We start from the raw sequence: 21,691 nt of genomic DNA, 5'->3' as shown, positions 1-21,691 counted from the left end.
ATTACTTGCTGTTCAGCAGTGCGTGCGGCGGGGTCTGCACCCCGTCGGCCACTGCCTCGGCAGGGTCATCACCCAGGTGGATGATCCGGTTATCGGCATCCACATGCACCACGCTGGGCACGTAGCTGCGCGCCTCGGCATCTTCCATCTGCGCGTAGCTGATCAGGATGACCAGATCCCCTGGGTGCACCAGGTGCGCGGCCGCGCCGTTGATGCCGATAACCCCGCTGCCAGGCTCGCCGGCAATGGTGTAGGTTTCCAGACGTGCGCCGTTGGTGATGTCGACGATGCTGACCAGTTCACCGGGCAGGATATCCGAGGCTTCGAGCAGCTCGGAGTCAACGGTGACCGAGCCTACGTAGTGCAGGTCAGCCTGGGTGACAGTCGCCCGGTGGATCTTGGACTTGAACATGGTGCGTTGCATTAGATGATTCTTTCACGCGAGGTAAGTGGTTTCCCGGTATCCAAGTTTACGCCCCTTGCCCGCAGAAGCCCCAGCAATGTCCGGCACCCCACACAGTTGTCCTCGAACAGCTACTTCGCCAGATGGGTTTCCAGCACGCGATGCACTTCGCCGGTGGCCAGCAATTCGCAGGCCGCTTCCAGCTCGGCAGAGAGGAAACGGTCTTCGCCTGGACCTGCGACCTTGGTGCGCAGCAGCTCCAGCACGGCACCGGTGGCCGGCCCCGGCTGCAATGGCTTGCGCAGGTCCAGCGCACGGCCGGCAATCAGCATTTCAATGGCGAGGATGCGGCGCAGGTTGCCTACCGCGGTGCGCAATTTGCGGGCCGCATGCCAGCCCAGGGAAACATGGTCCTCCTGCATTGCCGATGACGGGATGGAATCCACGCTCGCCGGTACGGCCAAGCGCTTATTCTCGGCAACCAATCCCGCCTGGGTGTACTGGGCGATCATCATGCCCGAGTCCACGCCCGGGTCATCAGCCAGGAAAGCCGGCAGGTCGCGGGACCGGGCAGGGTCGAGCATGCGGTCGGTGCGGCGTTCGGCGATGGAGCCCAGATCGGCAACCGCGATGGCCAAGAAGTCCAGGACATAGGCGACCGGAGCGCCATGGAAGTTGCCGTTGGAGGTGACCTCGCCCGAAGGCAGCACGACTGGGTTGTCGATGGCCGCCGCCAGTTCGCGGGTGGCAACCAGACGTGCGTGGGCGATGGTGTCGCGCACGGCGCCGGTCACCTGTGGTGAGCAGCGCAGCGAGTAGGCATCCTGCACCCGGCCGTCGCCTTCGCGGTGCGAGGCGACAATGGGGGAACCGGAAAGGAAGTTGTACATGTTCGCCGCGCTGCGGCCCTGTCCCGGGTGCGGGCGCAGCGGCTCGTGCAGTTCGGCGCGGAAGACCTGGTCGGTGCCCATCTGGGCTTCGACGCTCATGGCGGCGGTGGCATCGGCAATGTCTGCGAGCTCTTCCAGATCCGCCAACGCCATCAACAGCTGGCCGAGCATGCCGTCCGTGCCGTTGACCAGCGCCAGGCCTTCCTTCTCCGCCAGTTCCACAGGTTCCAGTCCTGCTTCTGCGAGGAGTTCCGGCACGGGGCGCTGCACGCCCTCGCGGTCGGTGGCTTCGCCTTCGCCCATCAGCACCAGGGCACAGTGGGAGAGCGGGGCAAGGTCGCCCGAGCAGCCCAGCGAACCGTATTCGCGCACTACCGGGGTGATGCCGGCGTTGAGCAGTCCAACCATGGTCTCCAGCACGACCGGGCGTACGCCGGTGCGGCCGGAGGCCAAGGTCTTGGCGCGCAGGAACATCAGCGCACGCACCACTTCTCGCTCCACCGGTTCCCCCATGCCGGCTGCATGCGAGCGGATCAGCGAACGCTGCAGCTTGGCGCGGTCCTCGGGCGCGATATGGCGGGTAGCCAAGGCGCCGAAACCGGTGGAAATGCCATAGACCGGGGTGTCGGCCGAGGCGAGGGCATCGATGTGGGCGCGAACCGTGGCCAGTTCTTCGAGGACCTGTGGCGCGATGCGGATCTGCGCGTTGTGCCGGGCTACCGCAATCACGTCATCGGCGGTTGCTCCAGTAAGGTCCAGGGTGACGAGTGGGGAAGCAGTCATGATGTTCAATCCGTTCTCTGCGCTGCAATGAGGTCTCTAATTTCCATTGTTCGGCAGATCGGGATGGCACGGCATCGATAATCGGGTCATCTGTCCGAAATGCCAGACAGTGCCACGGAGACAGAAGGGAACGGACTGCAATTGGCATGCCAATCGCGGTCCGTTGAAAATTCCGGGATCTAGAAGGTGATGCCTTCGAAGGCGTCCTCGCCGAACTTGTTCGACGAACCGTTGTCAGTGAACTTGGCGTTCTCGTTGAGGGATGCGGCCGAATTGCCGATGCCGCTAAAAGCTACCTGCTTGATGTTCTTGACCGCTGCGATATTTCCGTTGCCGCTTAGCTCGAGGTTCGTGATGTGCGGAGCGACGATCATGTTTCCGTCTCCAGAGACGGTCACGTTTTCACAATCACCGACGAGCTTGAGCATTTGGCCCATGTCGGCGATATCCATGCTGCCCGTGCATCTGACTTCGGTCGCTTGCGCATCGAGGAAATCATAGACGGACTGGAACGTGCTGTCCGCAGGTGATTTCGGAACATTAGGCGTGCCGGTAGCCGCGCCTTCCGAGGCCTTGGCGCTTGGGGTGACGGTACCTTCGATGGGACCAGCGTTCTCCGGAGCACTGGTTTCTTCGTTGGAGGATTCAATGCTCACGCAACCTGACAGCGCGACGGCAAGGAATCCAACCGCCAGCGGGCCAGCGAAGCGTTTGGCAATTTTCGAGAACATTTACATCCTGTCAGTCGAACCGGCCAGCACATTTGGATAGACGGTGCTTATATCCATTCTGCGTCGAACAGCAATTAATAACCAACGAAAGCGGCAGGGGAACGAACGAATATTCAGGCCTGGGAGGCTCAACCCGAGAAGATTTGGTGGCGATTCTGCGCCGCAAAAAGAATAATCGCTTCACCACTTGCCCAATGCAAGCGGTGAAGCGATTACAAGTGCCCAACTGCAGAATGGGCCACAAATCTGCCTAGCAGGAGGACCTGCCAAGCTGCAAGCTCCCTAGAACTCTTCGTCCTGTTCTTGGGAACCAAACTGGCTTTCTTCGTTGCCGTACGCCTGGCCAGACTGGCTATCGCCCAAGGATTCCTGCCCCGAGTTGCTGCTGCCGTAAGACTGGCTCTCGTCATTTCCGAATGATTCCTGGCCGGACTCTTCATCGTGACCGTAGGATTCTCCTTGGATTTCGCCGCCGTATGATTCCTGGCCGGATTCGTTTCCGCCTCCAAAGGACTGCTGTTCTGACGGCTGTCTTTCAAATCCGCCATTGCTTCCTGAATCGAAATCTGAATTGGACTGGCTCTCGTAGCCTTCAGATTCGTTGTTGTCGAAGTTCCCGAACTGCTCGTTTGCATCCTGCTCAGACATGTCGTCCTCCGTGGATCGGTGATTCCTGACGTGCCTAGGACTAGGTGCCTGAAGGTGCCTGCTCAAGCTTTCCGGGAAGCTCTGAGCAGCTGGCAACCTGCAGTTAATGCAATCCCCATGCAACTTGCAGAGACAGGTCAACATCCACCAAGTTGTGCTGCGACTGGAGCTGGCTCCAGCCAATTCCGTGAATCCGAATGGCAGGCAGCATGGCTCGCGCTGGGATTGCAGGAGAATCTCGGCACGAGAGAAGAGAAAGCTGGACGTTGCCCGAGAGAAAGATCCACCCGTTCGGAATCGGGGTCCCAAGTCGATAGTGTCAAAAACGGGACACCGAGAAAGGTCTTGCCCCAAGCGTCCATGACAACGTAAGGAGAAGCATTGGCTAATTCGAAGAATACTCCAGCGAAGAAAACCGATCGCGAGAACGCAGAGAATGGCTTCGTGGCACCGGAGGTGCTGCGCGATTCCTTGCAGACCGTGCTGGTCCAGCTGCTGGATCTGCAGTTGGTAGGTAAGCAGATCCACTGGAATGTTGTCGGTCCCAACTTCCGCGACCTGCATCAGAACCTTGACGAAATCGTTGATATCGCGCGTCGCGGTTCCGACGAAATCGCCGAGCGGATGCGCGCATTGCATGCCACTCCCGATGGACTGGCGGCAACGGTCACAAAGTACACCAAGTTGGAACAACCGGTGAACACCGAAATCCTGACGACTAATGCAGTGGACATGGTTGTCAAGGCGTTGCAGACAACCGTGGGCGTCATGCGCGAGGTCCATGATCCGGTAGACGAGGCGGATCCAACTACGGCCGACATCCTGCACCAGTACATTGCGGATCTGGAACAGCAGGCATGGTTCATCAGTGCCGAAACCCGCAAGCCATAGTGCCGGAAGTAATGACCAGCAATTAGATGACAATAGCTTGAGGCGCCACCTCGGTGGCGCCTCAAGCTGATTTAAAAGGGTGCTACTTCTCCTGCGCTGCCATCGGAATGCGCACTCCGCGCTCGGCGGCGACCTCGGCGGCACGTTCGTATCCGGCATCCACGTGGCGGATGACGCCCATGCCCGGATCATTGGTGAGCAGCGCTTCGAGCTTCGCGGCAGCCAGTTCGCTGCCATCAGCCAAGGAAACCTGGCCGGCGTGGATGGAACGGCCCATGCCGACGCCGCCGCCATGATGGATCGATACCCACGAGGCACCGGAGCTGGTGGCGGTCAGCGCGTTCAGCAGCGGCCAGTCGGCCACGGCATCGCTGCCGTCCTTCATGGCCTCGGTTTCGCGGTATGGCGATGCTACCGAACCTGAATCTAGGTGGTCGCGTCCGATCACGATAGGTGCGGACACTTTGCCTTCGGCCACCAGCCGGTTGAACAGCAGGCCCGCCTTGTGGCGCTCGCCGTAGCCCAGCCAGCAGATGCGTGCCGGCAGGCCTTCGAACTCCACATGCTTCTCGGCGGCATCGAGCCAGCGGTGCAGGTGCTCGTTCTCCGGGAACAACTCCTTCAGCGCCTGGTCGGTGACCTTGATGTCTTCCGGATCTCCGGACAACGCCACCCAGCGGAATGGACCCAGTCCCTCGCAGAACAGCGGGCGGATGTAGGCCGGGACGAAGCCCGGGAATTCGAAGGCGCGGGTGAAGCCGCCCTTGCGAGCCTCGTCGCGGATCGAGTTGCCGTAGTCGAAGACCTCGGCGCCTGCATCCTGGAACCCGACCATGGCCTCGACATGCGCGGCCATCGCGGCCTGCGACTTCTTGGTGAAGCCCACCGGATCGGCTTCGGCCTCGGCGTGCCACTGCTCCATGGTGAATTCCACCGGCAGGTAGCTCAGCGGATCGTGGGCGCTGGTCTGGTCGGTGACGATGTCGAAGGCGAATTCACCGGCTTCGTGGCGCTTGAGCAGTGCCGGGAAAACCTCCGCGGCGTTGCCGACGTAGCCAACGGACAGCGGACGTCCCTCGGACTTGGCCGCCAGCACCTTCTCCAGCGCCTTGTCCAGATCCAGCTCGACCTCGTCGAGGTAGCGCTTGGATGCACGGCGGCGCAGGCGGGTTTCATCGACGTCGACAATCAGCACGGCACCGCCATTGAGGGTTACCGCAAGCGGCTGGGCGCCGCCCATTCCGCCGCAACCGCCGGTCAGGGTCAAGGTGCCGGCCAGCGTGCCGTTGAAGCGCTTCTTGGCGATCGCGGCGAAGGTCTCGTAGGTGCCCTGCAAGATGCCCTGGGTGCCAATGTAGATCCAGGAGCCGGCGGTCATCTGTCCATACATCATCAGGCCTTCTGCTTCGAGCTTGCGGAAGTGCTCCCAGTCGGCCCAGTCGCCCACGAGGTTGGAGTTGGCAATCAGCACCCGCGGCGCCCACTTATTGGTCTTGAAGACGCCCACGGGCTTGCCGGACTGCACCAGCAGCGTTTCGTTCTCTTCCAGGTCCTTGAGCGTCTCGACAATGGCGTCGAATGCTTCCCAGGAACGAGCCGCCTTGCCGGTTCCGCCGTAGACCACGAGATCCTCGGGTCGTTCGGCGACTTCCGGATCCAAGTTGTTCATCAGCATGCGCAGTGGGGCCTCGGTGGCCCAGGATTTGGCGGTCAGTTCGGTGCCGCGCGGGGCGCGGACGACACGTGGTTCGTGGCTCATGGCAATTCCTTACGATGTAACGTAGCTAACTGATTCCATCATTGGCCATGAGCCATGGGTTGGACACCGGAGAATCGGCAGAGCTGTCCGGTATTTCAGAATTGCAGGAATTTACGGGTGCGTCCAGCTGCTAGCTGGTTCAGATCAGAGCCAGCGCGCTGCTCTCGATCTCCTGCGGTCTAGGCAGGACGCTTGCCCTGCACCCGAGCGGTGATCGCCGCCGCGGTGGCGCGGATCTGGGCCAGCAGGGCCTCCCGCTGCACTTCGGGAACCCGGTCAGCCAGGAAGGTGACGGCCACAGCAGCCACCGGCCAATCATTGGAGTCACGGATTTCCACCGCCAGCGAGTGGAAATCCGGGGTGACATCCCCGCGCTCCACTGCGTAGCCGCGCTGCGTGCTCTGCTCCAGCTCGCGGCGCAATTGCGCGTAACTGGAGATCGATGATTCGGCCACGCGCCCAGAGAAGGTGGCGGCGCTGGGGTAGAGCGCACGCACCTGCGATTTGGGCAGCGCTGCGAGAATGGCCCTGCCTGAGGCGGTCAGATGCGACGGCAGGCGGACACCCACATCGGTGACCAGCGATGGGCGGCCCTTGGCGCGTTCCTCGACGATGTAGAGCACATCCGAACCGTGCAGCACTGCCAGGTGCGCGCTTTCGCCGACCTTGTCGACCAGCTGGGCAATCAGCGGAGCACCCAGCCGGGCCAGCGGCTCCTGGCGGGTGTAGGCGCTGGACAGCTCGAACGCGGAGACCCCCAAACCGTAGGACTTGTCCTCTGGATAGTGGCTGATGAATCCGTGTTCCAGCATTACGTTCAGCAGCTGGTAGACGCTGGAGCGGGGAAGCTCCAGCAGTGTGGCGATCATCGCCGCCGGGGTAGGGGTCTTCCGGCTGGCCAGCAGCCTGAGGATGCGCAAGGTATTGTCGGCGGCTGGAACCTTGCTCCCCATGGGGCCTCCTCGGTGAATTGGGCACAATGCTCTGCTAGCGAACTCTAGCAACCTGATCTGCAGTTTTCGCCCTGCATCCAAGCCGCCCCGGCAGAACACGCCAGCGAAACACCTTCATCCACAACGAATGAAATAAAAAGCCGCTGGGATCAGCGCCTTTTTCAGTTGCAGATCCCAGCGGTGATTTGCCAGAACCGGAAGGTGCTAGCGCGTCGTGGTGCTGAGGAACTGGTTGAGCTCGTCTAGCGTTGGCGGGTTGGCGCCGGCACGCGAAACGGTGATTCCCGCGCACACCGAAGCGATCTGCATGACCTTCTCCAGCTCCGCGCTGTCCAATTCCGTGCCATCGCGCAGCGACTGGGCCAGCGAGCTGTCCAAGATGGCGTACAGCAGCCCGGCCATGAACGCATCGCCCGCGCCAACCGTATCTTCGGTGCGCACCGAGATCGAGGGGACCATGACTTCGGTGTGCTTGGTCCGGGCCTCCGCGCCGCGGGCACCGAAGGTGATGACCGCCAGGGATGCCCCGCGATCCAGGAAGTGTGCCAGGATGCGGTCGGCATCCCAGCCCGGGTAGAGCCAGAGGGCGTCCTCGTCGCTGAGCTTGACGATATCCGCCAGTCCGGCCAGCTTCTCGATCTGCTTGACCGATTCCGCCCGGTCCTCAACCAGTTCCGGGCGCAGGTTCGGATCGAAGCTCAGGATCTGGCCCGCAGGGGACGCTTCGAACGCCTCATGGATCCGCGCGGCGCTGGGGCCCTGGAACGCTGCCACGGAACCTGAGTGGAACAGTGCGGCCTGGGTTGACGCCATGCTCTGCAAGGTGCAGTTGAGCTGGAACTCGTAGTTGGCGTCTCCGGACTCGTCGAGCATCACGGTGGCACTGGATGTCTGCGCATCTGTGTGCGATCCGGCGGCGAGCTGAACGCCAGAGGCCGCCACATGCTCGGCGATCAGCCGGCCATGCTCGTCATCGCCAATGTCCGTTTGGAGCAGGACGTCGTGGCCCAGCCGGCCCAGTCCAACAGCAACATTCATCGGAGAACCGCCGGGATGCGCCACGCCATCGACAATGTCGACCAGCGCTTCACCGGCAACCTGAATAGTAACCATGACACCGATCCTACGTAACCCGACGGGAAAAATCCCATTCGGGCGATCAAACGTTCAGCCGATACCCGCGTTTGATGACCGTGGCGATGATTTCCGGCTGGGGCAATGCCTTGCGCAGACGGCTCAAGGTCATGTCCAGGGCATGCTTGGAACTGGCTTCGGGCAGGGCCGCACCCAGCTCCTCGCGGGAGAGCACGCTGCCGCCAGCCTCGATCAGCGCCCGCACCAGCTCGGCTTGCCCGGGAGTCAGCTCGCAGTCCTCGTCCTGGACCGTCAGGGTGCGACCGCGCAGCTGCACCTGGCCGTGGATTGTCTGCGCCTGCAAGGTGCCCAGCGAATCCAGATGCTCCACGAGCTGCCCGATCATGGCACCCATGCGATAGCGCTCGGGCACGAGCGGGCTGATGCCAGCATCGATCAGCGGGGCTGCGGTCACCGGTCCAACGGTGGCCACTACGACGCGATCGGCCAGGGAGCGCAGCAGCGCGGGCAGGCGGTTGCGGGCCTTGGCGGCAGCGAACAGCGCGTGCACGCTCGGCGCGCTGGTGAAGGTCACCGCGTCGAAGCGGGCAGTGCACAGCCCTTCGACCAGGGCGGAGATCCCGCTGTCGCTGCTGGTGTCCTGCCAACGGTAGGGTTCCACCGCCAGCACCCGGCGAGCGCCGAGCTCACGCAGGCTTTGCGGCAGGCCGTGATCGGAATCGGCATGCAGCTGCAGGGCGACGGTGGCCCCGTCGAGCTTGCCTTCAAGCAGCTGGAGCATGGAGGCGCTGCGCCCGTCCGCGGCGACGGCCGCCGGTTCCAGGCCCAGTGCCTTGACGGCGCCGTGGGCCTTGGCGCCGCGGACGTAGAGCCGCGCCTGGCCGAGCGCATTCAGCAGCTCGTCGCCGATGCCGGCCGCTTCGGAGGTTTCGACCCAGCGGCGCAAGCCGTAGGCGGTGGTGATGACCACTGCCTGCGGGCGCAGCTCGATCAGCTTGCGGGTTTGCGCGATCAGCTGCTGCTCATCGTCCAGCGGTGCCAGCTGCAGCAGCGGGGTATGGGTGACTTCTGCTCCGCGGCGCTCGAAGGCCTCGATGAGTTCGGCCGAACGCCGGTCGCTGGTCACTGCCAGCCGGAAGCCGGCCAGGGGCTTGGGGGTGCCCATCAGGCCACCTCCAATTGCTGTGCCAGCAGGCTGGCCGGCAGCCCGGCAACCTCGCCGATGACGATAACCGCAGGGTTTGCATGGCCGCGGGCGGTGTCGGCCAGTTCGGCCAGCCGGGTGCAGCTGGTGCGCTGGATGTCGGTGGTGCCGGATTCGATGATGGCGCAGGGCATGCGCGGGTCCATGCCGACCCGGCGCAAGCCAGCGGCGGTCTGCTCGACGGTGCCCATGCCCATGAGGATCACGATGCTGCCGCCCAGCTTGGACAGGTGCTCCAGCTGCGCATCGCTGAGCGGGTCGTGGGCCGAGACAACCGTGAACATGGTATTCACGCCGCGAGCGGTCACCGGGATGCCGGCCGCTGCCGGAACGGTGATGCAGGAGCTCAGCCCGGGGATGACGCTGACCGGGATGCCGGCTGCGGTCGCGGCGGCGACTTCCTCGAAGCCGCGGCCGAAGACGAAGGGATCTCCGCCCTTGAGCCTCACTACTCGTGCTCCGCCGCGGGCGGCGTAGATCATCTGGGCTTCGATGTCCCGCTGGGTGAGCTTGTGGTGCCCGGGGCGCTTGCCTACGTCGACGATGTCAGCTTGGGGCGCGAGCTCCGGCAGGTGCGCTGCGGGGCCGAGCCGGTCGGCGAAGACGATCTCGGCTTCGGCGAGCGCCCGTACCCCGCGCAGGGTGAGCAGATCCAGTGCGCCGGGCCCGCCGCCGAGCAGCGTGATGGATCCGGATGCGGGTGTGGGGCGCAGGCGAATCACTGGGATGCACGCTGCTTGCACCAGGGAGGTGAAGCGCATCGGGTCGGCATCGCAGATCACCAGCAGGCTTGCCTGTTCCAGCAGCTGTATTGCCTCGAAGGGCTCCTCGGCGGCGAGCACCGTGGCGCCCTCTGCTTCGAAGCGTTTCGCAGTATTCTTGCTCCCGGATCTACTTCCGGCGAGCAGTATCGTGCATTCGTGCAGTTCGAGGTCGATGCCAATCATGGTGTCCTTGATTCTGCTTGAGTTTCTCGGGGTGACATGGGGTTCTCCTTGAACTAGTGGATGCACTCAGCTTAGGTGCCCAGGTTTTCCCAGAGGTATCGCAATTGTTTCAAGCGCAATAAATCGAATAAAGGTTAACCTTTTCGAAATCTTTGCGGGGGCAAGACGAAACACAAAGTCACTATCGTCAATATTGTTGAAAGGCACCGTGCCGGCTTATCCTGCAAAGTTCAGTGAGCGAATACGCAGGAGACTTGCCGAGCCCTGCCCGCAACGGGCACGCTGGAAGCATGGAGTCGCTTTTCGATGACAGTGCATTGCCCCGCACCGGGGGAGCGGTGCGCCCAGGCGCCTGGCACTTGCCGGGATGGCTGGACGCGGCTGCGCAGCAGTGGATCGTGCGGCGTTTCTTCGAGTGGGGCAGCGGGCCGGTTCCGCCGCACCGTACACGCATCAACGGGCATCCGATGAGCGTGCAAAGCCTGTGCCTGGGCTGGCATTGGAGCCCGGGCAGCTATTCAAGGACCGCTGACGACTTGGGCGGCCAAACCGTGGCGCCCATGGAAGACTGGTTGGTCCGCCTGGGCAAGCAGGCGGTGGCCGAAGCTACCGGGGATCCGCAGCGCGCACAGGAATACCAGCCGGATGCCGCCATTGTGAACTACTACGATGCGCACGCGGTGATGGGCATGCACCAGGACGCCGAAGAGCGGGTCAACGCGCCGGTGGTTTCATTGTCCATTGGCGATTCGGCCACGTTCCGCCTGGGCAATACGGAGAACCGCAACCGGCCGTGGCAAGAGATCCGGCTGGCCTCGGGGGACCTGTTTGTCTTCGACGGACCGTCACGCTTCGCCTATCACGGGGTGACGAAGATCCACGCCGGGACCGCGCCGGCAGGCCTCGGCCTTGGCGGCGGGCGGATCAACATCACGCTGCGCCAGACCGGGCTGGAAGCGGTCTAGTTTCCCAGATCGATGGTGGCCGCTAGCGCGTAGTGGTCGGAATCGGCGATCTCCAGCCGCTCCAAGCTGGCTGATTCGACTCCGCGCAGCATCACATGGTCTATGCCGAGCATCGGGAACAGCGTCCGCGGCCAGGTCAGGGCCAGTCCCCAGTCGCTGTAGTGGGCTTCCTCCAGCTGGTTGGCGACCGGTGCGAAGTGGCGGTCGGAACTGGTGGCGTTGAAATCGCCGGCCGCTACGATCTTCGAAGAATCGTCTTCGGCCAAGTAACCGGCCAGCGAACTGAGCATCATGTCCCGCTCGTGGTGCCCTGTGGGCCTGGCCGACGCCGCATGCACCGCATATAACCGCACATCCCCGCTGCCGCTGGCCACGTCAACCCGCAACGCGCGGTCCCAGCCCAGGCCCAGGTCCAGGGGTTCCGGGTTTTTCAGCGGATAGGCGCTCCACACCCCGACGGTGCTGACCATGTAGCGGTAGGGGTGGGTTTCGGCCAGCTCGGCGGTGATCTCAGGTTCTTGGCCCTCGCCGATTTCCTGCAGGGTGATGACCTGCGCTCCGTGCGCGGCCAGCTCGCGGGCGGCTTGCACACCGGCGGACTCGTGGACGTTTTGCGTGCCGACCTGCAGCGAAGCTTCCGGGACGCGCTGATCCGATGGCAGGAACGCCGGTCCGAAGAGGACCGCCCAGACGACCATGGGCACGAGCAGCGCGATGAAGCTGATGCGCCCGCGCACAACCAAGGCCATCAGCAGGAGCACTGGAATACCCAGTCCCATCCACGGGGCCAGATTGTCGACGATCAATCCAAGGCCCATGACATCGGGGATCTGCTGGTGGAACACCATCAGCCCGGCCAGCGCGAGGCAGAGCAGGGCAAAGAAGAACCTCGCGATAATTCGCGAGGCAGACAGGCGTTGATGCGATGAATGAGCCATAGGACTTAATAGAGTGGCACAAAATACTGTGGGAATCGTAATTTTCGGCTTGGGGATTGCCGGTCTCGCCCGATGCAGTCACTACGATGGGTAGGAGCGCCGAGGGAGCCGCGTCCCAAGACCCTGCCACGAATTGAGAACTTGAATGACTGCCTACTTATCTGGCGGAAAACTGCTGCTGGCAATCCTCGCCTTGGCCATGGGCGGCGTCGGCATCGGCGTTACGGAGTTCGCCATGATGGGCCTGCTCCAAGAAGGCGCTGCCGATCTTGAGGTGAGCTATGCGCAGATGGGCCTGATGATCAGCGCCTACGCAATTGGCGTGGTGGTGGGCGCCCCGGTGCTCACCGCGCTGGCCGCCAAGATTCCGCGCAAGCGTGCGGTGCAGCTGCTGATGCTCTTCTTCACGCTCGCCAATCTCTCCTCGTTCTTCGCCCCTGACTACAACACCATGCTGGCGACCCGTTTCCTCGCGGGCCTGCCGCACGGGGCCTACTTCGGGTTGGCTGGTGTGCTAGCCGGCAGCCTGGTTCCTGCCACGATGCGCGGACGCGCCATCGCCTGGGTGATGCTCGGGCTGTCGGTGGCCAATGTTGCCGGTGTCCCGCTGGTGACCCGCCTGGGCCAGGAATACGGCTGGCGTTCGATGTTCCTGGTCGTCACCGTGATTGGCATGTTGACCGCCGTGCTGATCAGCGTGTTCGTGCCATGGCGCAAGATTGAAGCCGGGGCGAGTATCCGCCGCGAGCTGACCGCCTTGCGCAGCGCCCAGGTCTGGTTGGCGATGCTCACCGGAATCGTCGGGTTCGGTGGCTTCTTCGCGGTGTACTCGTACATTTCGCCGACGCTGACCGAAGAGGCCGGCCTGCCGATCGAGCTGGTACCGCTGGCCTTGGCGCTCTATGGCGTGGGCATGGTTGTCGGCTCGCTGGCCGGTGGCAGGCTGGCCGACTGGTCGATCTTCGGCGCGATCAAGCTGTCATCGGTCTTCATGATCGCGACCATGCTGATTTTCGCTGCCGTGACCAGCTGGGTGGTGCCGACGATGATCATGGTATTCGTGATGGGTGCGGTGGGTTCCCTGCTGATCCCTGCCTTGCAGACCCTGCTGATGGATTCGGCCCCGCATGCGCAGTCGCTGGCTGCCTCGCTGAACCACTCGGCGCTGAACGTCGCCAACGCGCTGGGCGCCGCCTTGGGTGCCGCGGTGATCGCTGCCGGCTATGGCTTCCGCGCCCCGTCGGTGGTTGGTGCCGGCCTGGCCGCGTTGGGCCTGCTGATTGCGTGGATCACCCAGATCCGCGCGAAGAAGGTGGGCCTGCTCGTGGGCCGCGAAGCCTTGGAAGCCCGCGAGCAGGCACGCACCCACTAGCTGCTTGGGCTAGCTCGCTACCGCGGTGATGTTGAACATCCAGATCACGCCGAACTTGTCGCGCAGCTCGCCGAAGGAGTCGCCCCACGGAGCCTGCTCCAATGGCATATTGATCTGGCCGCCCTCGGCCAACCCTTCCCACCACTTGGTGAGGGTTTCCGCGTCGGCTCCTGAAGTACCGTCGCTGCTAAGCGCCATCACGCCATTGCCTCGGACGTCCATTTCAGGTGGCGTGTCCGAGGCCATGAGGTGCAGGCCGCGCTCGACGAATAGCGAAGAGTGCATGATCAGGTCGGCAACGGCCGGATTGCTGTCATTCATGCCTTCCTGGAAGGTCATCATGGAAAGCTCGCCACCTAGTACCTGGTGGTAGAACTCCATCGCTTCTTTGGCGTCTCCGGCGAAACGCAGGTATGGGGTCAGTCCGATGCTCATGGAATTGCGCCTTTCGAAGGAAGTGGCGGGGCCGGTAGGTCCCGCCCACATTCTTCCATTGCGAGGCCATCGTGTGAATAGCCGAATGTGATCAGCGTCTCGAGTTCCCGATTTGGTGTTTTCGATAATGCTCCGGTAGAGTTTTATCTCGGTTCAGGAGTTGTTCAAGCTGCTGAAACCGCCTCATTTGGGGGTATGGCGCAGTTGGTAGCGCGTCTGCATGGCATGCAGAAGGTCAGGGGTTCGAATCCCCTTACCTCCACCAAATGAAAAAACCGGGAAGCATCCAAAAGATGCTTTCCGGTTTTTTGCATTCTCCCCAGCTCGCGCTCGCCAGTGCTGTAGGGTTGGTCCAGAATTCACCTGGCCTCCGGCCATGAGCCAAGGGAGAAGAATGCGTGAACTGACCTACTTCGTTGCAATGAGCCTGGACGGATATATTGCCGGTCCGAACGGCGAATTCGATGCTTTCGCAGTGGAGGGCGAGCACGCAGCGCCCATCTGGCAGCGCTATCGCGGCACGGCGCCGACCCAACTGGCGGAGGCAGCCGGACTGCCCATCGAGGGGTGCCCCTTCGACACGGTGCTGATGGGTTGGAATACCTACGCCGTCGGCTTGCCGGCACTGCCCAACCCCTATGCGCATCTGAAGCAGATAGTCTTCACGAGAGAGCACTCGTCACCCGAGGGGAGCGAAGCGGTGCAGTTCACCAACGCGGATCCGAGGGATGTCATCCGCGATCTCAAGGCCCAGCCAGGGGAGCGCATCTGGCTGTGCGGCGGCGGGCAACTGGCGGCCAGGCTGCGCACAGACATCGACCGGCTGGCGTTGAAAATCCAGCCGGTGATGTTCGGGTCGGGAATCAGGCTCTTCGGGGACACCGGATATGCCCCAGAGAGCTGGAAGCTGGAAAGCATGCAGTCCTTTGCCTCTGGTGTTTCCCTTGCCGAGTATTCGCGGGCCTAGCGGCCGTTAGCGGCGACTACATACCTTCGTCGCCGATGTGGCCCGCTGCGGTTGAATCGAGCACGCGCTCTACGAACGCCGCATACTCGCCCATGTAGTGGGCCAGGAACTTCTCCGTGTCAGGGTTGCTGATGCTCCCGTCCTCGCCGAAGTCCTCGGGACGGTACTGCAGATAGACCTCGGGGGAGTTCAGCTGCGGGGCATCCAGGAAGCTGAGCACGCTGCGCATGCTGGACTGCATGACCGCGGTGCCGATGGCTCCGGGTGAGGCGCCGAGCAGGCCGGTGGGTTTGCGGGCGAAGGAATTGGCTCCCCAGGGCCGGGAACCCCAGTCGATGGCATTCTTCAGCGCACCGGGAATCGACCGGTTGAACTCCGGGCTGATGAACAGCAGCCCGTCCGAGCCTTCGATGGCCTTCTTCAATGCGGTCCCTGCTTCCGGGTAGTCGGCATCGTAGTCAGCACTGTACAAGGGCAGGTTGCTGATCTGGATTTCCGTGAAGCTGAGGTTTTCGGGTGCCAAGGCAATCAACGCCTTGGACACGACGCGGTTGATGGAGTTGGAGGCGAGCGAACCAACGAAATAGCCGATGTTGTAACTCATGGAACCACTTCAGCACCGGGCATGCACCCGGCAAAAGAACCTTGGGCAAACTCCCAGTTAAGCCACGCCGCCGGCCCGGGCCCGTTGCGCTAGCTGGTGCGAACCGAAGGCCGAGAAGTCGGCATCGCCCGGAGGCCCCCAAACGACTAGGACTCGCAGGGCATCCGTGCCGGTATTGCGCAGGTCGTGGTCCACCCCTGCATCGGCCAAGATGCTGTCGCCTGGGCCCAACTCGTATTCGCGCTCGCCCACCCGCATCGTCGCCTGGCCCTCGAGCACCTGGTAGAACTCCTGCAACGCCGCCTGTCCCTCGTGGCGGTGGAAGCCCTCGAAGCCGCCTGGTTCAATCAGCCAGGTCTGGATGGCCACCGGCATCCCGGTGTGCCCGGCGAAATGGTGGCTGACTTTCATGGCCGAGCCTTCGTGCATCCGGTAGTCGAAGGCGTAGGTATCACGTGCTTCGAACGGGTCCATGGCTATCCTTCCGTGTGGTATCCGAGCCTGGTGCTGATGCGCCGTGCCGTGATTCGGGTGCTGGAGCACAGCTGCTCCAGCTCATCGGCGCCGATGCGGTAGTACGGGGCGGCAGTCATGGCGCAGGCGACAAGCTCTCCGCGGTGATCGAGAATTCCTGCGGCCACTCCGACTTCCTCTGCGGAGGTCTCGCCGTAGTTGACCGCATAGCCGCGTTCGCGCACCAGATCCAGGCGTGCCTCGTATTCAACGGGGGGGATGCCGGCCAGATCGATCTCGCCGCTGGAGATCAGCTCCGCGCGGCGCGTTGGTTCCTCGTTGGCGAGGAATACCTGAACGGTGGCGCTCAGCCCCGAACGGTACCGGGATCCCATGACCGAGGTGTGCTTGACCGGATGGGTGGATGACAGCTGTTCCACGGAAATCGACTCGCTGCCGTCCCAGATGTTCAGCACTGCGGTCTCGCCGGTCGCTTCGCGCAGGTCTTCCAGTAGGGGGTAGGCCACTTGGCGCACGTCCAGATTGGCCAGCAATGGACCGGCGATGGCAATCAGTCCTACTCCCAAACGGTACTTGCGGGTTTCCTCTTCCCTATCCACCACGCGTTCCTGCTCGAGCGTGTTAAGGATCCGCGAGACGCTTGACTTGTGAAGGCCCACTTGCTCAGCGATTTCGGTGACGCCGACTACCGGATGCTCAACGGTGAAGCATCGAAGCACATCGAGCACGTTGACGATTACCGAGGCACCTCGTGTCTCGCTACGGGTTTCAGTCATTTTCCCTCCTGAGTTGCTACTATCCTACGGCTCATGCCAACGGTTTGCGGCTGGTTTCCACTGAGCAGGCTACCGCCACGAGCGAAACAACGGCTGCAGCCATCAAGTACCAACCTGGAGCCAGGACATTGCCGCTGGTGGCAATCAGCAAGGTTGCGACGAATGGCGCGGTTCCGCCAAAGAGCGCATTCGAGAGATTGAACGAGACCGCGAAGCCCGAGTAGCGGACCTTGGTGGGGAACATTTCGGCAAGGTAGCTCGGAAGGGTGCCATCGTTCAGCGTGAGCATTGCGCCGAGCAGAATCTGGACCAGCACGATGACCAGGAAGTTTCCCGATTCCAAGGCCATGAAGGCTGGCACGGTGAAGAGGACGAACAGGACTGATGCGCTGATCAATACCCGCCTGCGGCCGAAGCGATCCGAAAGCATGCCGGTGAGGAAGATGAAACCAACATAGGTCAGCAGTGCAACGGTGGTGGCCAGGTAGGAACGAGTGGCGTCCAGTCCGAGTTCCTCGGACAGGTAGGTCGGCATGTAGGACAGGATGACGTAGAAGCCGACGGCGTTCAGCAAGACCGCACCAGCAGCCTGGACCAGCTGGCGCCAATGGTTCTTCAGCAAAGACCCGACGGGGGAGCTCTCGGGTGCACTGGACTCGGATGCTTCAACGAAGGCCGGCGAGTCTTCCAGCTTGGTGCGGATATAGCGGCCGATCAGCCCCAGGGGAGCCGCCAGCAGGAACGGGATGCGCCAGCCCCAGGACTCCAGGTCCCCGCTCGACAGCAACCCGGTTAGCCCGGCGGCCATCAGCGAACCGAAGAGCAGGCCGGTGGCGGTGCTCGCCGGAACGACTGCGGCATACAGGCCGCGCCGGTTGGCGGGCGCATACTCGACCAGGAAGGCCGAGGCTCCGGCATACTCGCCGGCGGCGGAGAAGCCCTGGACCAGCCGCAAGGCCAGGAGCAGCAGCGGTGCTCCGAAGCCGATGGACGCGTACCCGGGAAGCAGCGCGATGCAGAAGGTGGCGCCGGTCATCAGCAGAATCGACCAAGACAGGGCCTCGCGCCGACCGATCTTGTCGCCCAGATGCCCCCAGATGAACCCGCCCACGGGGCGGACCAGGAAGGAAATGGCGAAGACTCCGAAGGTCATCAGCAGACCTGCCTGCGGATCGTCGCTGGGGAAGAATACAGCGGCGATGGTGACAGCCAGATAGCCGTAGGCCGCGTAATCGAACCATTCCACGAAGTTGCCAATGAAGCTGGCAGCGATCACCTTGCGGCGCGTCTTCGAATCAATGGTACGGGACGTAGCTGTGCCGGTGGCCGGCGCGGCCGCGGTTGCGTCAGTGGCTTGCAGTGGGGAGTTGCTGGAATGGTTCATGGTGTGAAACCGCCTCTGGAGGGTAGCGGCTTGGGCCAGTCCTGGCTTCTTTGCCGCTGGAATGATGAAGTGTTCCTATGGACCAGGTAGGTGGTCCTCGGTTCTTGGCGCAGCCCCCGTGCATGACGCGCATCAGTTGGTTAAGGCAACCGTGGGGCGGGGTTCGGGCCCCGCCCCACGGTTATCGCTCGCCTTTAGGCGTCGATGATGTTGTTCTCCGGACCGAAACCGAACTTGGTGATGTTCTCAACGGTGTTATCCTCGCCGATGACCAGGATGTCGTGCTCGCGGTAGCCGCCGGCACCTGGCTCGCCGTCCATGACGGTGATCATCGGTTCCATCGAGACGACCATGCCTGGCTCCAGGACAGTCTCAATGTCCTCGCGCAGCTCCAGACCGGCTTCGCGTCCGTAGTAGTGCGAGAGCACGCCGAAGGAGTGGCCGTAGCCGAAGGTGCGGTTCGGCAGCAGGCCGTGGGCGATGTAGATCTCGTTCAGCTCGGCGGCGATGTCCTTGCAGACGGCACCTGGCTTGATCAGCTCCAGGCCGCGCTTGTGCACCTCGACGTTGATGTTCCACAGTTCCAGGCTGCGGGCATCCGGCTCGCCCAGGAACAAGGTGCGCTCCAGAGCCGTGTAGTAGCCGGAGGTCATCGGGAAGCAGTTCAGCGACAGGATGTCGCCGCGCTGAAGCTTGCGGGTGGTGGCCCAGTTGTGGGCGCCGTCGGTGTTGATGCCGGACTGGAACCAGACCCAGGTGTCGCGCACTTCGCGGTGCGGGAAGGTCTTGGCGATCTCGTGCACCATGGCCTCGGTGCCGATCAGTGCGACCTCGTATTCGCTGATGCCTTCGCGGATCGCTGCCTTGATGGCTTCGCCGCCCAGGTCGCCGATGCGTGCACCGTGCTTGATGACCTCGATTTCCTCGGCGGACTTGATCATGCGCTGGCGCATGGCGTCCTGCGAGACATCCACCAGGGTTGCGCCGTCGAAGGTGTCGGCGATCTGCTGGCGGGTGCGGCCCGGCAGGAAGTCGTCTTCCACGCCGATCCGGGTTGCCTTCACGCCGTCGCGCTTAAGTGCTTCCTGCAGGCCGTAGAAGAAGTTGTCGCGCTTCCAGTCGGTGTACACGATGTTGTCGCCGTAGCTGGTGCGCCATGGCATGCCGGCATCGATGTTCGCGGTGACGGTGGTGGAGTTGCTGGCGGTGACCACCAGCGCGTAGTTGCGGCCGAAGGTGGTGTACAGGAAGTCCGAGTAGTACTTGATGCCGTGGTAGCTGGTCAGGATGACCGCGTCCAGCGACTTCGCGGCCATGATCTGGCGCAGGCCGGCCAGGCGGCGCTCGAACTCGGCATCCGAGAAGGTCAGCTGCTCCTTGGCGCCGTTGTGCAGGGTCTTCAGTCGGGCCAGTTCGGAAACATTGGTGGCGATATTGGCGGTAGTCATGGTTTTGGCTCCTTGTGGGAAATCAACTGTCAAGGGAGGCCGGCCCAATCAGATGGATTGCGAGGATTCATGGGAATCGCCGGAGAAGAAGTACGTGTTGCGCTCACTGCAACGCCGTTGCATTTAGATTATGTGTGCCCCGCGTCACTGTCAAGGGCGATTGTGAAAACTTTTTCTGCAGAGCGGTAAATCTGGAATGATCTGCATGAATCCCGGAAGTGACCGGAAAATGCGAAGGCCGCGGAACTCAATATGACGAGTTCCGCGGCCTTCGTTCCGATGCCGGATCCACTGCCTAGGTGTGCCGTTCCTGTCCTGGGAGCTCCTTGAGGATCGCACCATCGCCGTCGGGGTCAGCGACGAAAACAAGATTCGGGTCGGGATTGTTGATGTCCTTCTCCAGCTGCTTGATTGCCTTGTCGCGCTTGATCAATCGCCGAATCAGGTTGATGATCATCAAGATGATCACGAAGGAGAACGGGAAGGCTCCGATGATGGTGCCCGTCTGGACCGTATCGACCACCGCCGTGCCGCCCAGGGTGAGCAGCACCGTGGCGACGGTGGCGATGCTCAGCACCAGCACCACGCGGAAGACCGGTCCGGACTTGTTTGGCGCCGAGACGAACTCGCTGAGCGCATAGATCCCGGAATCCAGCGAGGTGACATAGTAGGTCGCGACCAGGATGGTGGAGACCACCAGCAGGATCGTGCCGACCAGCGGAAGGTGCTCGAGCATCGCGAACAGGCCGGCCGAGGTGTCCGCGGACACGGCATCGCTGATGCTCCGGTTGCTCGCATCGTCATAGTAGATCGCGCTCGCCCCGATGACTCCGACCCAGACCATCACAATGAGCGTGGGGATGATGGTCACGCCGATGACGAATTCGCGGATGGTGCGGCCGCGCGAAATCCGCGCGATGAACCCTGCCACGAACGGCGAAAAGGCGATGACCCAGCACCAGATGAATACCGTCCACCAGCCATTCCAGCTGTCCTGCCAGCTGGCCAGGGGGCTGGAGGTGATGCTGGCATCGGTCCAGAGGCTCATATTCACGAAATTGGCCATGAAGCTGCCAAAGGTCTGCGAGAGCATCGAGACGATATACAGCGTCGGGCCGAAGACCAGCACCGCACCGACCAGCACAATGCTCAGAATGGAGTTCAGGCTGGAAATGCGCGCCATGCCCTTGCTGATGCCCACGATGGCGGAGATGCAGGTGATGCCGGCGAAGATCGCGATGACGACCAGCCACAGTGCAGGACTGGACGACAGGCCGGTGAACGAGGAAAGCCCGGAAGTGAACTGCAAGGCGGCGAATCCGAACGAGGTCGCCAGGCCTAGCACGGTGGCGATGATGGCCAGCAGCTCGATGACCACGCCCGCACCGCGTCGCGACCAGCGGGGCAGGAGGTCCACGGTGGCTTCGCGGAAGGTCAGCGTCTTGCCCAGGTTGTGGTGCGAATAGGCCAGGCAGACCGCCACCACGCAGTACATGGCCCAGGCGGTCAGTCCCCAGTGGAAGTAGGTCCACACGATCCCGCCTTCGGCTGCGCCGGCAGGCGTGGTGGATGGGATGACAGGGTTCTCGTCGCGCAGCATGATCGGTTCTGCGACGGACCAGAAGATCAGGCCGATGCCCTGGCCGCATGCGAAGAGCATGGAGTACCAGGCGAACTTGCTGTGCTCGGGCTTGGCCTTGGGCCCGCCCAGGCGGATTCTGCCGACCTTGCTCATCGACAGCCAGAGGCACATCACCACGGTGAAGACCGAGTACAGGATGAACAGCCAAGTGAATTTCCCGGTGACAAAGGTGCGCATCTCGGAGATGGCCGCCGATGCCTGCTCGGGGGAAAGCAGTACCCAGAGCAGCACCGCGACGATCAATGCGGGCGGGATAATCCGGATGAGCAGGCGATCCAAGGGCGGGATCACGCGTCCCATGAAACGGGGCACTTCGACGGGCGCCTGGCTTGAGCCCTCGCCCTTCCGGGCGTTCTTCCGTTCGGTTTCGTTGAGGGACATG

Annotated in this window: 21 protein-coding genes and 1 tRNA gene; 5 read left to right on the top strand and 17 right to left on the bottom strand. The window is 62.7% G+C overall.

Annotation, left to right across the window (positions count from 1 at the left end):
- Position 1: 1 nt before the first annotated feature.
- The 4 genes from panD to F0M17_RS13490 form a co-directional block, all read right to left on the bottom strand.
- Entirely contained in the window at positions 2 to 424 is a 423-nt protein-coding gene (gene panD / locus F0M17_RS13510; RefSeq protein WP_022876070.1) for an aspartate 1-decarboxylase, read from the bottom strand.
- Positions 425 to 534: 110 nt separating this feature from the next.
- Positions 535 to 2,076: a histidine ammonia-lyase gene (gene hutH / locus F0M17_RS13500; RefSeq protein ID WP_073707844.1), complete on the bottom strand. Its 1,542-nt coding sequence runs from the start codon at positions 2,074 to 2,076 to the stop codon at positions 535 to 537.
- A gap of 179 nt (positions 2,077 to 2,255) precedes the next feature.
- Complete coding sequence (locus tag F0M17_RS13495; RefSeq protein WP_149597297.1) at positions 2,256 to 2,807, bottom strand: DUF3060 domain-containing protein; 552 nt, start codon at positions 2,805 to 2,807, stop codon at positions 2,256 to 2,258.
- A gap of 282 nt (positions 2,808 to 3,089) precedes the next feature.
- Entirely contained in the window at positions 3,090 to 3,455 is a 366-nt protein-coding gene (locus tag F0M17_RS13490) for a hypothetical protein (protein ID WP_149597296.1), read from the bottom strand.
- A gap of 381 nt (positions 3,456 to 3,836) precedes the next feature.
- Here F0M17_RS13490 and F0M17_RS13485 point away from each other — a divergent pair, with 381 nt between their 5' ends.
- Entirely contained in the window at positions 3,837 to 4,346 is a 510-nt protein-coding gene (locus tag F0M17_RS13485; protein WP_038990915.1) for a Dps family protein, read from the top strand.
- A gap of 82 nt (positions 4,347 to 4,428) precedes the next feature.
- Here F0M17_RS13485 and hutU read toward each other — a convergent pair whose 3' ends face one another.
- The 5 genes from hutU to cobA form a co-directional block, all read right to left on the bottom strand.
- Complete coding sequence (gene hutU / locus F0M17_RS13480; protein WP_149597295.1) at positions 4,429 to 6,105, bottom strand: urocanate hydratase; 1,677 nt, start codon at positions 6,103 to 6,105, stop codon at positions 4,429 to 4,431.
- A 179-nt stretch (positions 6,106 to 6,284) separates the two neighbouring features.
- On the bottom strand, positions 6,285 to 7,058 hold the full coding sequence (locus tag F0M17_RS13475; protein ID WP_149597294.1) for an IclR family transcriptional regulator: 774 nt from the start codon (positions 7,056 to 7,058) through the stop codon (positions 6,285 to 6,287).
- Positions 7,059 to 7,262: 204 nt separating this feature from the next.
- Positions 7,263 to 8,171, bottom strand: a complete 909-nt coding sequence (locus tag F0M17_RS13470) for a carbohydrate kinase (protein ID WP_149597293.1) — start codon at positions 8,169 to 8,171, stop codon at positions 7,263 to 7,265.
- Between the two features lie 46 nt (positions 8,172 to 8,217).
- Positions 8,218 to 9,318: a uroporphyrinogen-III synthase gene (locus F0M17_RS13465; RefSeq protein WP_149597292.1), complete on the bottom strand. Its 1,101-nt coding sequence runs from the start codon at positions 9,316 to 9,318 to the stop codon at positions 8,218 to 8,220.
- Positions 9,318 to 10,304 (bottom strand): uroporphyrinogen-III C-methyltransferase, encoded by a 987-nt coding sequence (gene cobA, locus F0M17_RS13460; protein WP_149597291.1) that lies wholly within the window; start codon positions 10,302 to 10,304, stop codon positions 9,318 to 9,320. Before cobA ends, F0M17_RS13465 begins: the two co-directional genes overlap by 1 nt.
- 290 nt (positions 10,305 to 10,594) lie before the next feature.
- Here cobA and F0M17_RS13455 point away from each other — a divergent pair, with 290 nt between their 5' ends.
- A complete protein-coding gene (locus F0M17_RS13455; RefSeq protein WP_149597760.1) occupies positions 10,595 to 11,269 on the top strand; it encodes an alpha-ketoglutarate-dependent dioxygenase AlkB in 675 nt (224 codons plus the stop codon).
- Here the strand turns inward: F0M17_RS13455 and F0M17_RS13450 are convergent.
- Positions 11,266 to 12,207 (bottom strand): endonuclease/exonuclease/phosphatase family protein, encoded by a 942-nt coding sequence (locus F0M17_RS13450; RefSeq protein WP_038993717.1) that lies wholly within the window; start codon positions 12,205 to 12,207, stop codon positions 11,266 to 11,268. The genes F0M17_RS13455 and F0M17_RS13450 overlap by 4 nt on opposite strands.
- A gap of 145 nt (positions 12,208 to 12,352) precedes the next feature.
- On the opposite strand from F0M17_RS13450, the gene F0M17_RS13445 reads away from it, so the two are divergent.
- On the top strand, positions 12,353 to 13,579 hold the full coding sequence (locus F0M17_RS13445) for an MFS transporter (protein ID WP_149597290.1): 1,227 nt from the start codon (positions 12,353 to 12,355) through the stop codon (positions 13,577 to 13,579).
- A gap of 9 nt (positions 13,580 to 13,588) precedes the next feature.
- On the opposite strand, the gene F0M17_RS13440 is transcribed toward F0M17_RS13445, so the two are convergent.
- Complete coding sequence (locus tag F0M17_RS13440) at positions 13,589 to 14,014, bottom strand: VOC family protein (protein ID WP_066142508.1); 426 nt, start codon at positions 14,012 to 14,014, stop codon at positions 13,589 to 13,591.
- Between the two features lie 189 nt (positions 14,015 to 14,203).
- Between F0M17_RS13440 and F0M17_RS13435 the strand changes: the two genes are divergently transcribed.
- Both F0M17_RS13435 and F0M17_RS13430 read left to right on the top strand, forming a co-directional pair.
- A tRNA-Ala gene (locus tag F0M17_RS13435) sits at positions 14,204 to 14,279 on the top strand.
- Positions 14,280 to 14,408: 129 nt separating this feature from the next.
- Complete coding sequence (locus F0M17_RS13430; RefSeq protein WP_149597289.1) at positions 14,409 to 14,981, top strand: dihydrofolate reductase family protein; 573 nt, start codon at positions 14,409 to 14,411, stop codon at positions 14,979 to 14,981.
- A 16-nt stretch (positions 14,982 to 14,997) separates the two neighbouring features.
- Here the strand turns inward: F0M17_RS13430 and F0M17_RS13425 are convergent, their stop codons facing one another.
- The 6 genes from F0M17_RS13425 to F0M17_RS13400 form a co-directional block, all read right to left on the bottom strand.
- Positions 14,998 to 15,585 carry an NADPH-dependent FMN reductase gene (locus F0M17_RS13425; protein ID WP_149597288.1) on the bottom strand — a complete coding sequence of 196 codons (588 nt, stop codon included), beginning with the start codon at positions 15,583 to 15,585 and terminating at the stop codon, positions 14,998 to 15,000.
- A 57-nt stretch (positions 15,586 to 15,642) separates the two neighbouring features.
- Entirely contained in the window at positions 15,643 to 16,059 is a 417-nt protein-coding gene (locus tag F0M17_RS13420) for a cupin domain-containing protein (RefSeq protein WP_149597287.1), read from the bottom strand.
- Positions 16,060 to 16,061: 2 nt separating this feature from the next.
- Positions 16,062 to 16,835, bottom strand: a complete 774-nt coding sequence (locus F0M17_RS13415; RefSeq protein WP_149597286.1) for an IclR family transcriptional regulator — start codon at positions 16,833 to 16,835, stop codon at positions 16,062 to 16,064.
- Positions 16,836 to 16,866: 31 nt separating this feature from the next.
- A complete protein-coding gene (locus F0M17_RS13410) occupies positions 16,867 to 18,219 on the bottom strand; it encodes an MFS transporter (protein WP_084083831.1) in 1,353 nt (450 codons plus the stop codon).
- A gap of 194 nt (positions 18,220 to 18,413) precedes the next feature.
- Entirely contained in the window at positions 18,414 to 19,667 is a 1,254-nt protein-coding gene (locus F0M17_RS13405; RefSeq protein WP_038991777.1) for an aminopeptidase P family protein, read from the bottom strand.
- A 295-nt stretch (positions 19,668 to 19,962) separates the two neighbouring features.
- The gene (locus F0M17_RS13400) at positions 19,963 to 21,690 is read right to left on the bottom strand and encodes a BCCT family transporter (RefSeq protein WP_149597285.1); all 1,728 of its coding nucleotides are present in this window, start codon (positions 21,688 to 21,690) and stop codon (positions 19,963 to 19,965) included.
- Position 21,691 lies beyond the last annotated feature (1 nt).

Origin of the sequence: Glutamicibacter sp. ZJUTW, from assembly GCF_008370855.1 — a bacterium.
Taxonomy (GTDB): domain Bacteria; phylum Actinomycetota; class Actinomycetes; order Actinomycetales; family Micrococcaceae; genus Glutamicibacter; species Glutamicibacter nicotianae.
Note: the sequence above shows the minus strand (reverse complement) of the source record. Positions and strands in the feature narration are given on the sequence as shown.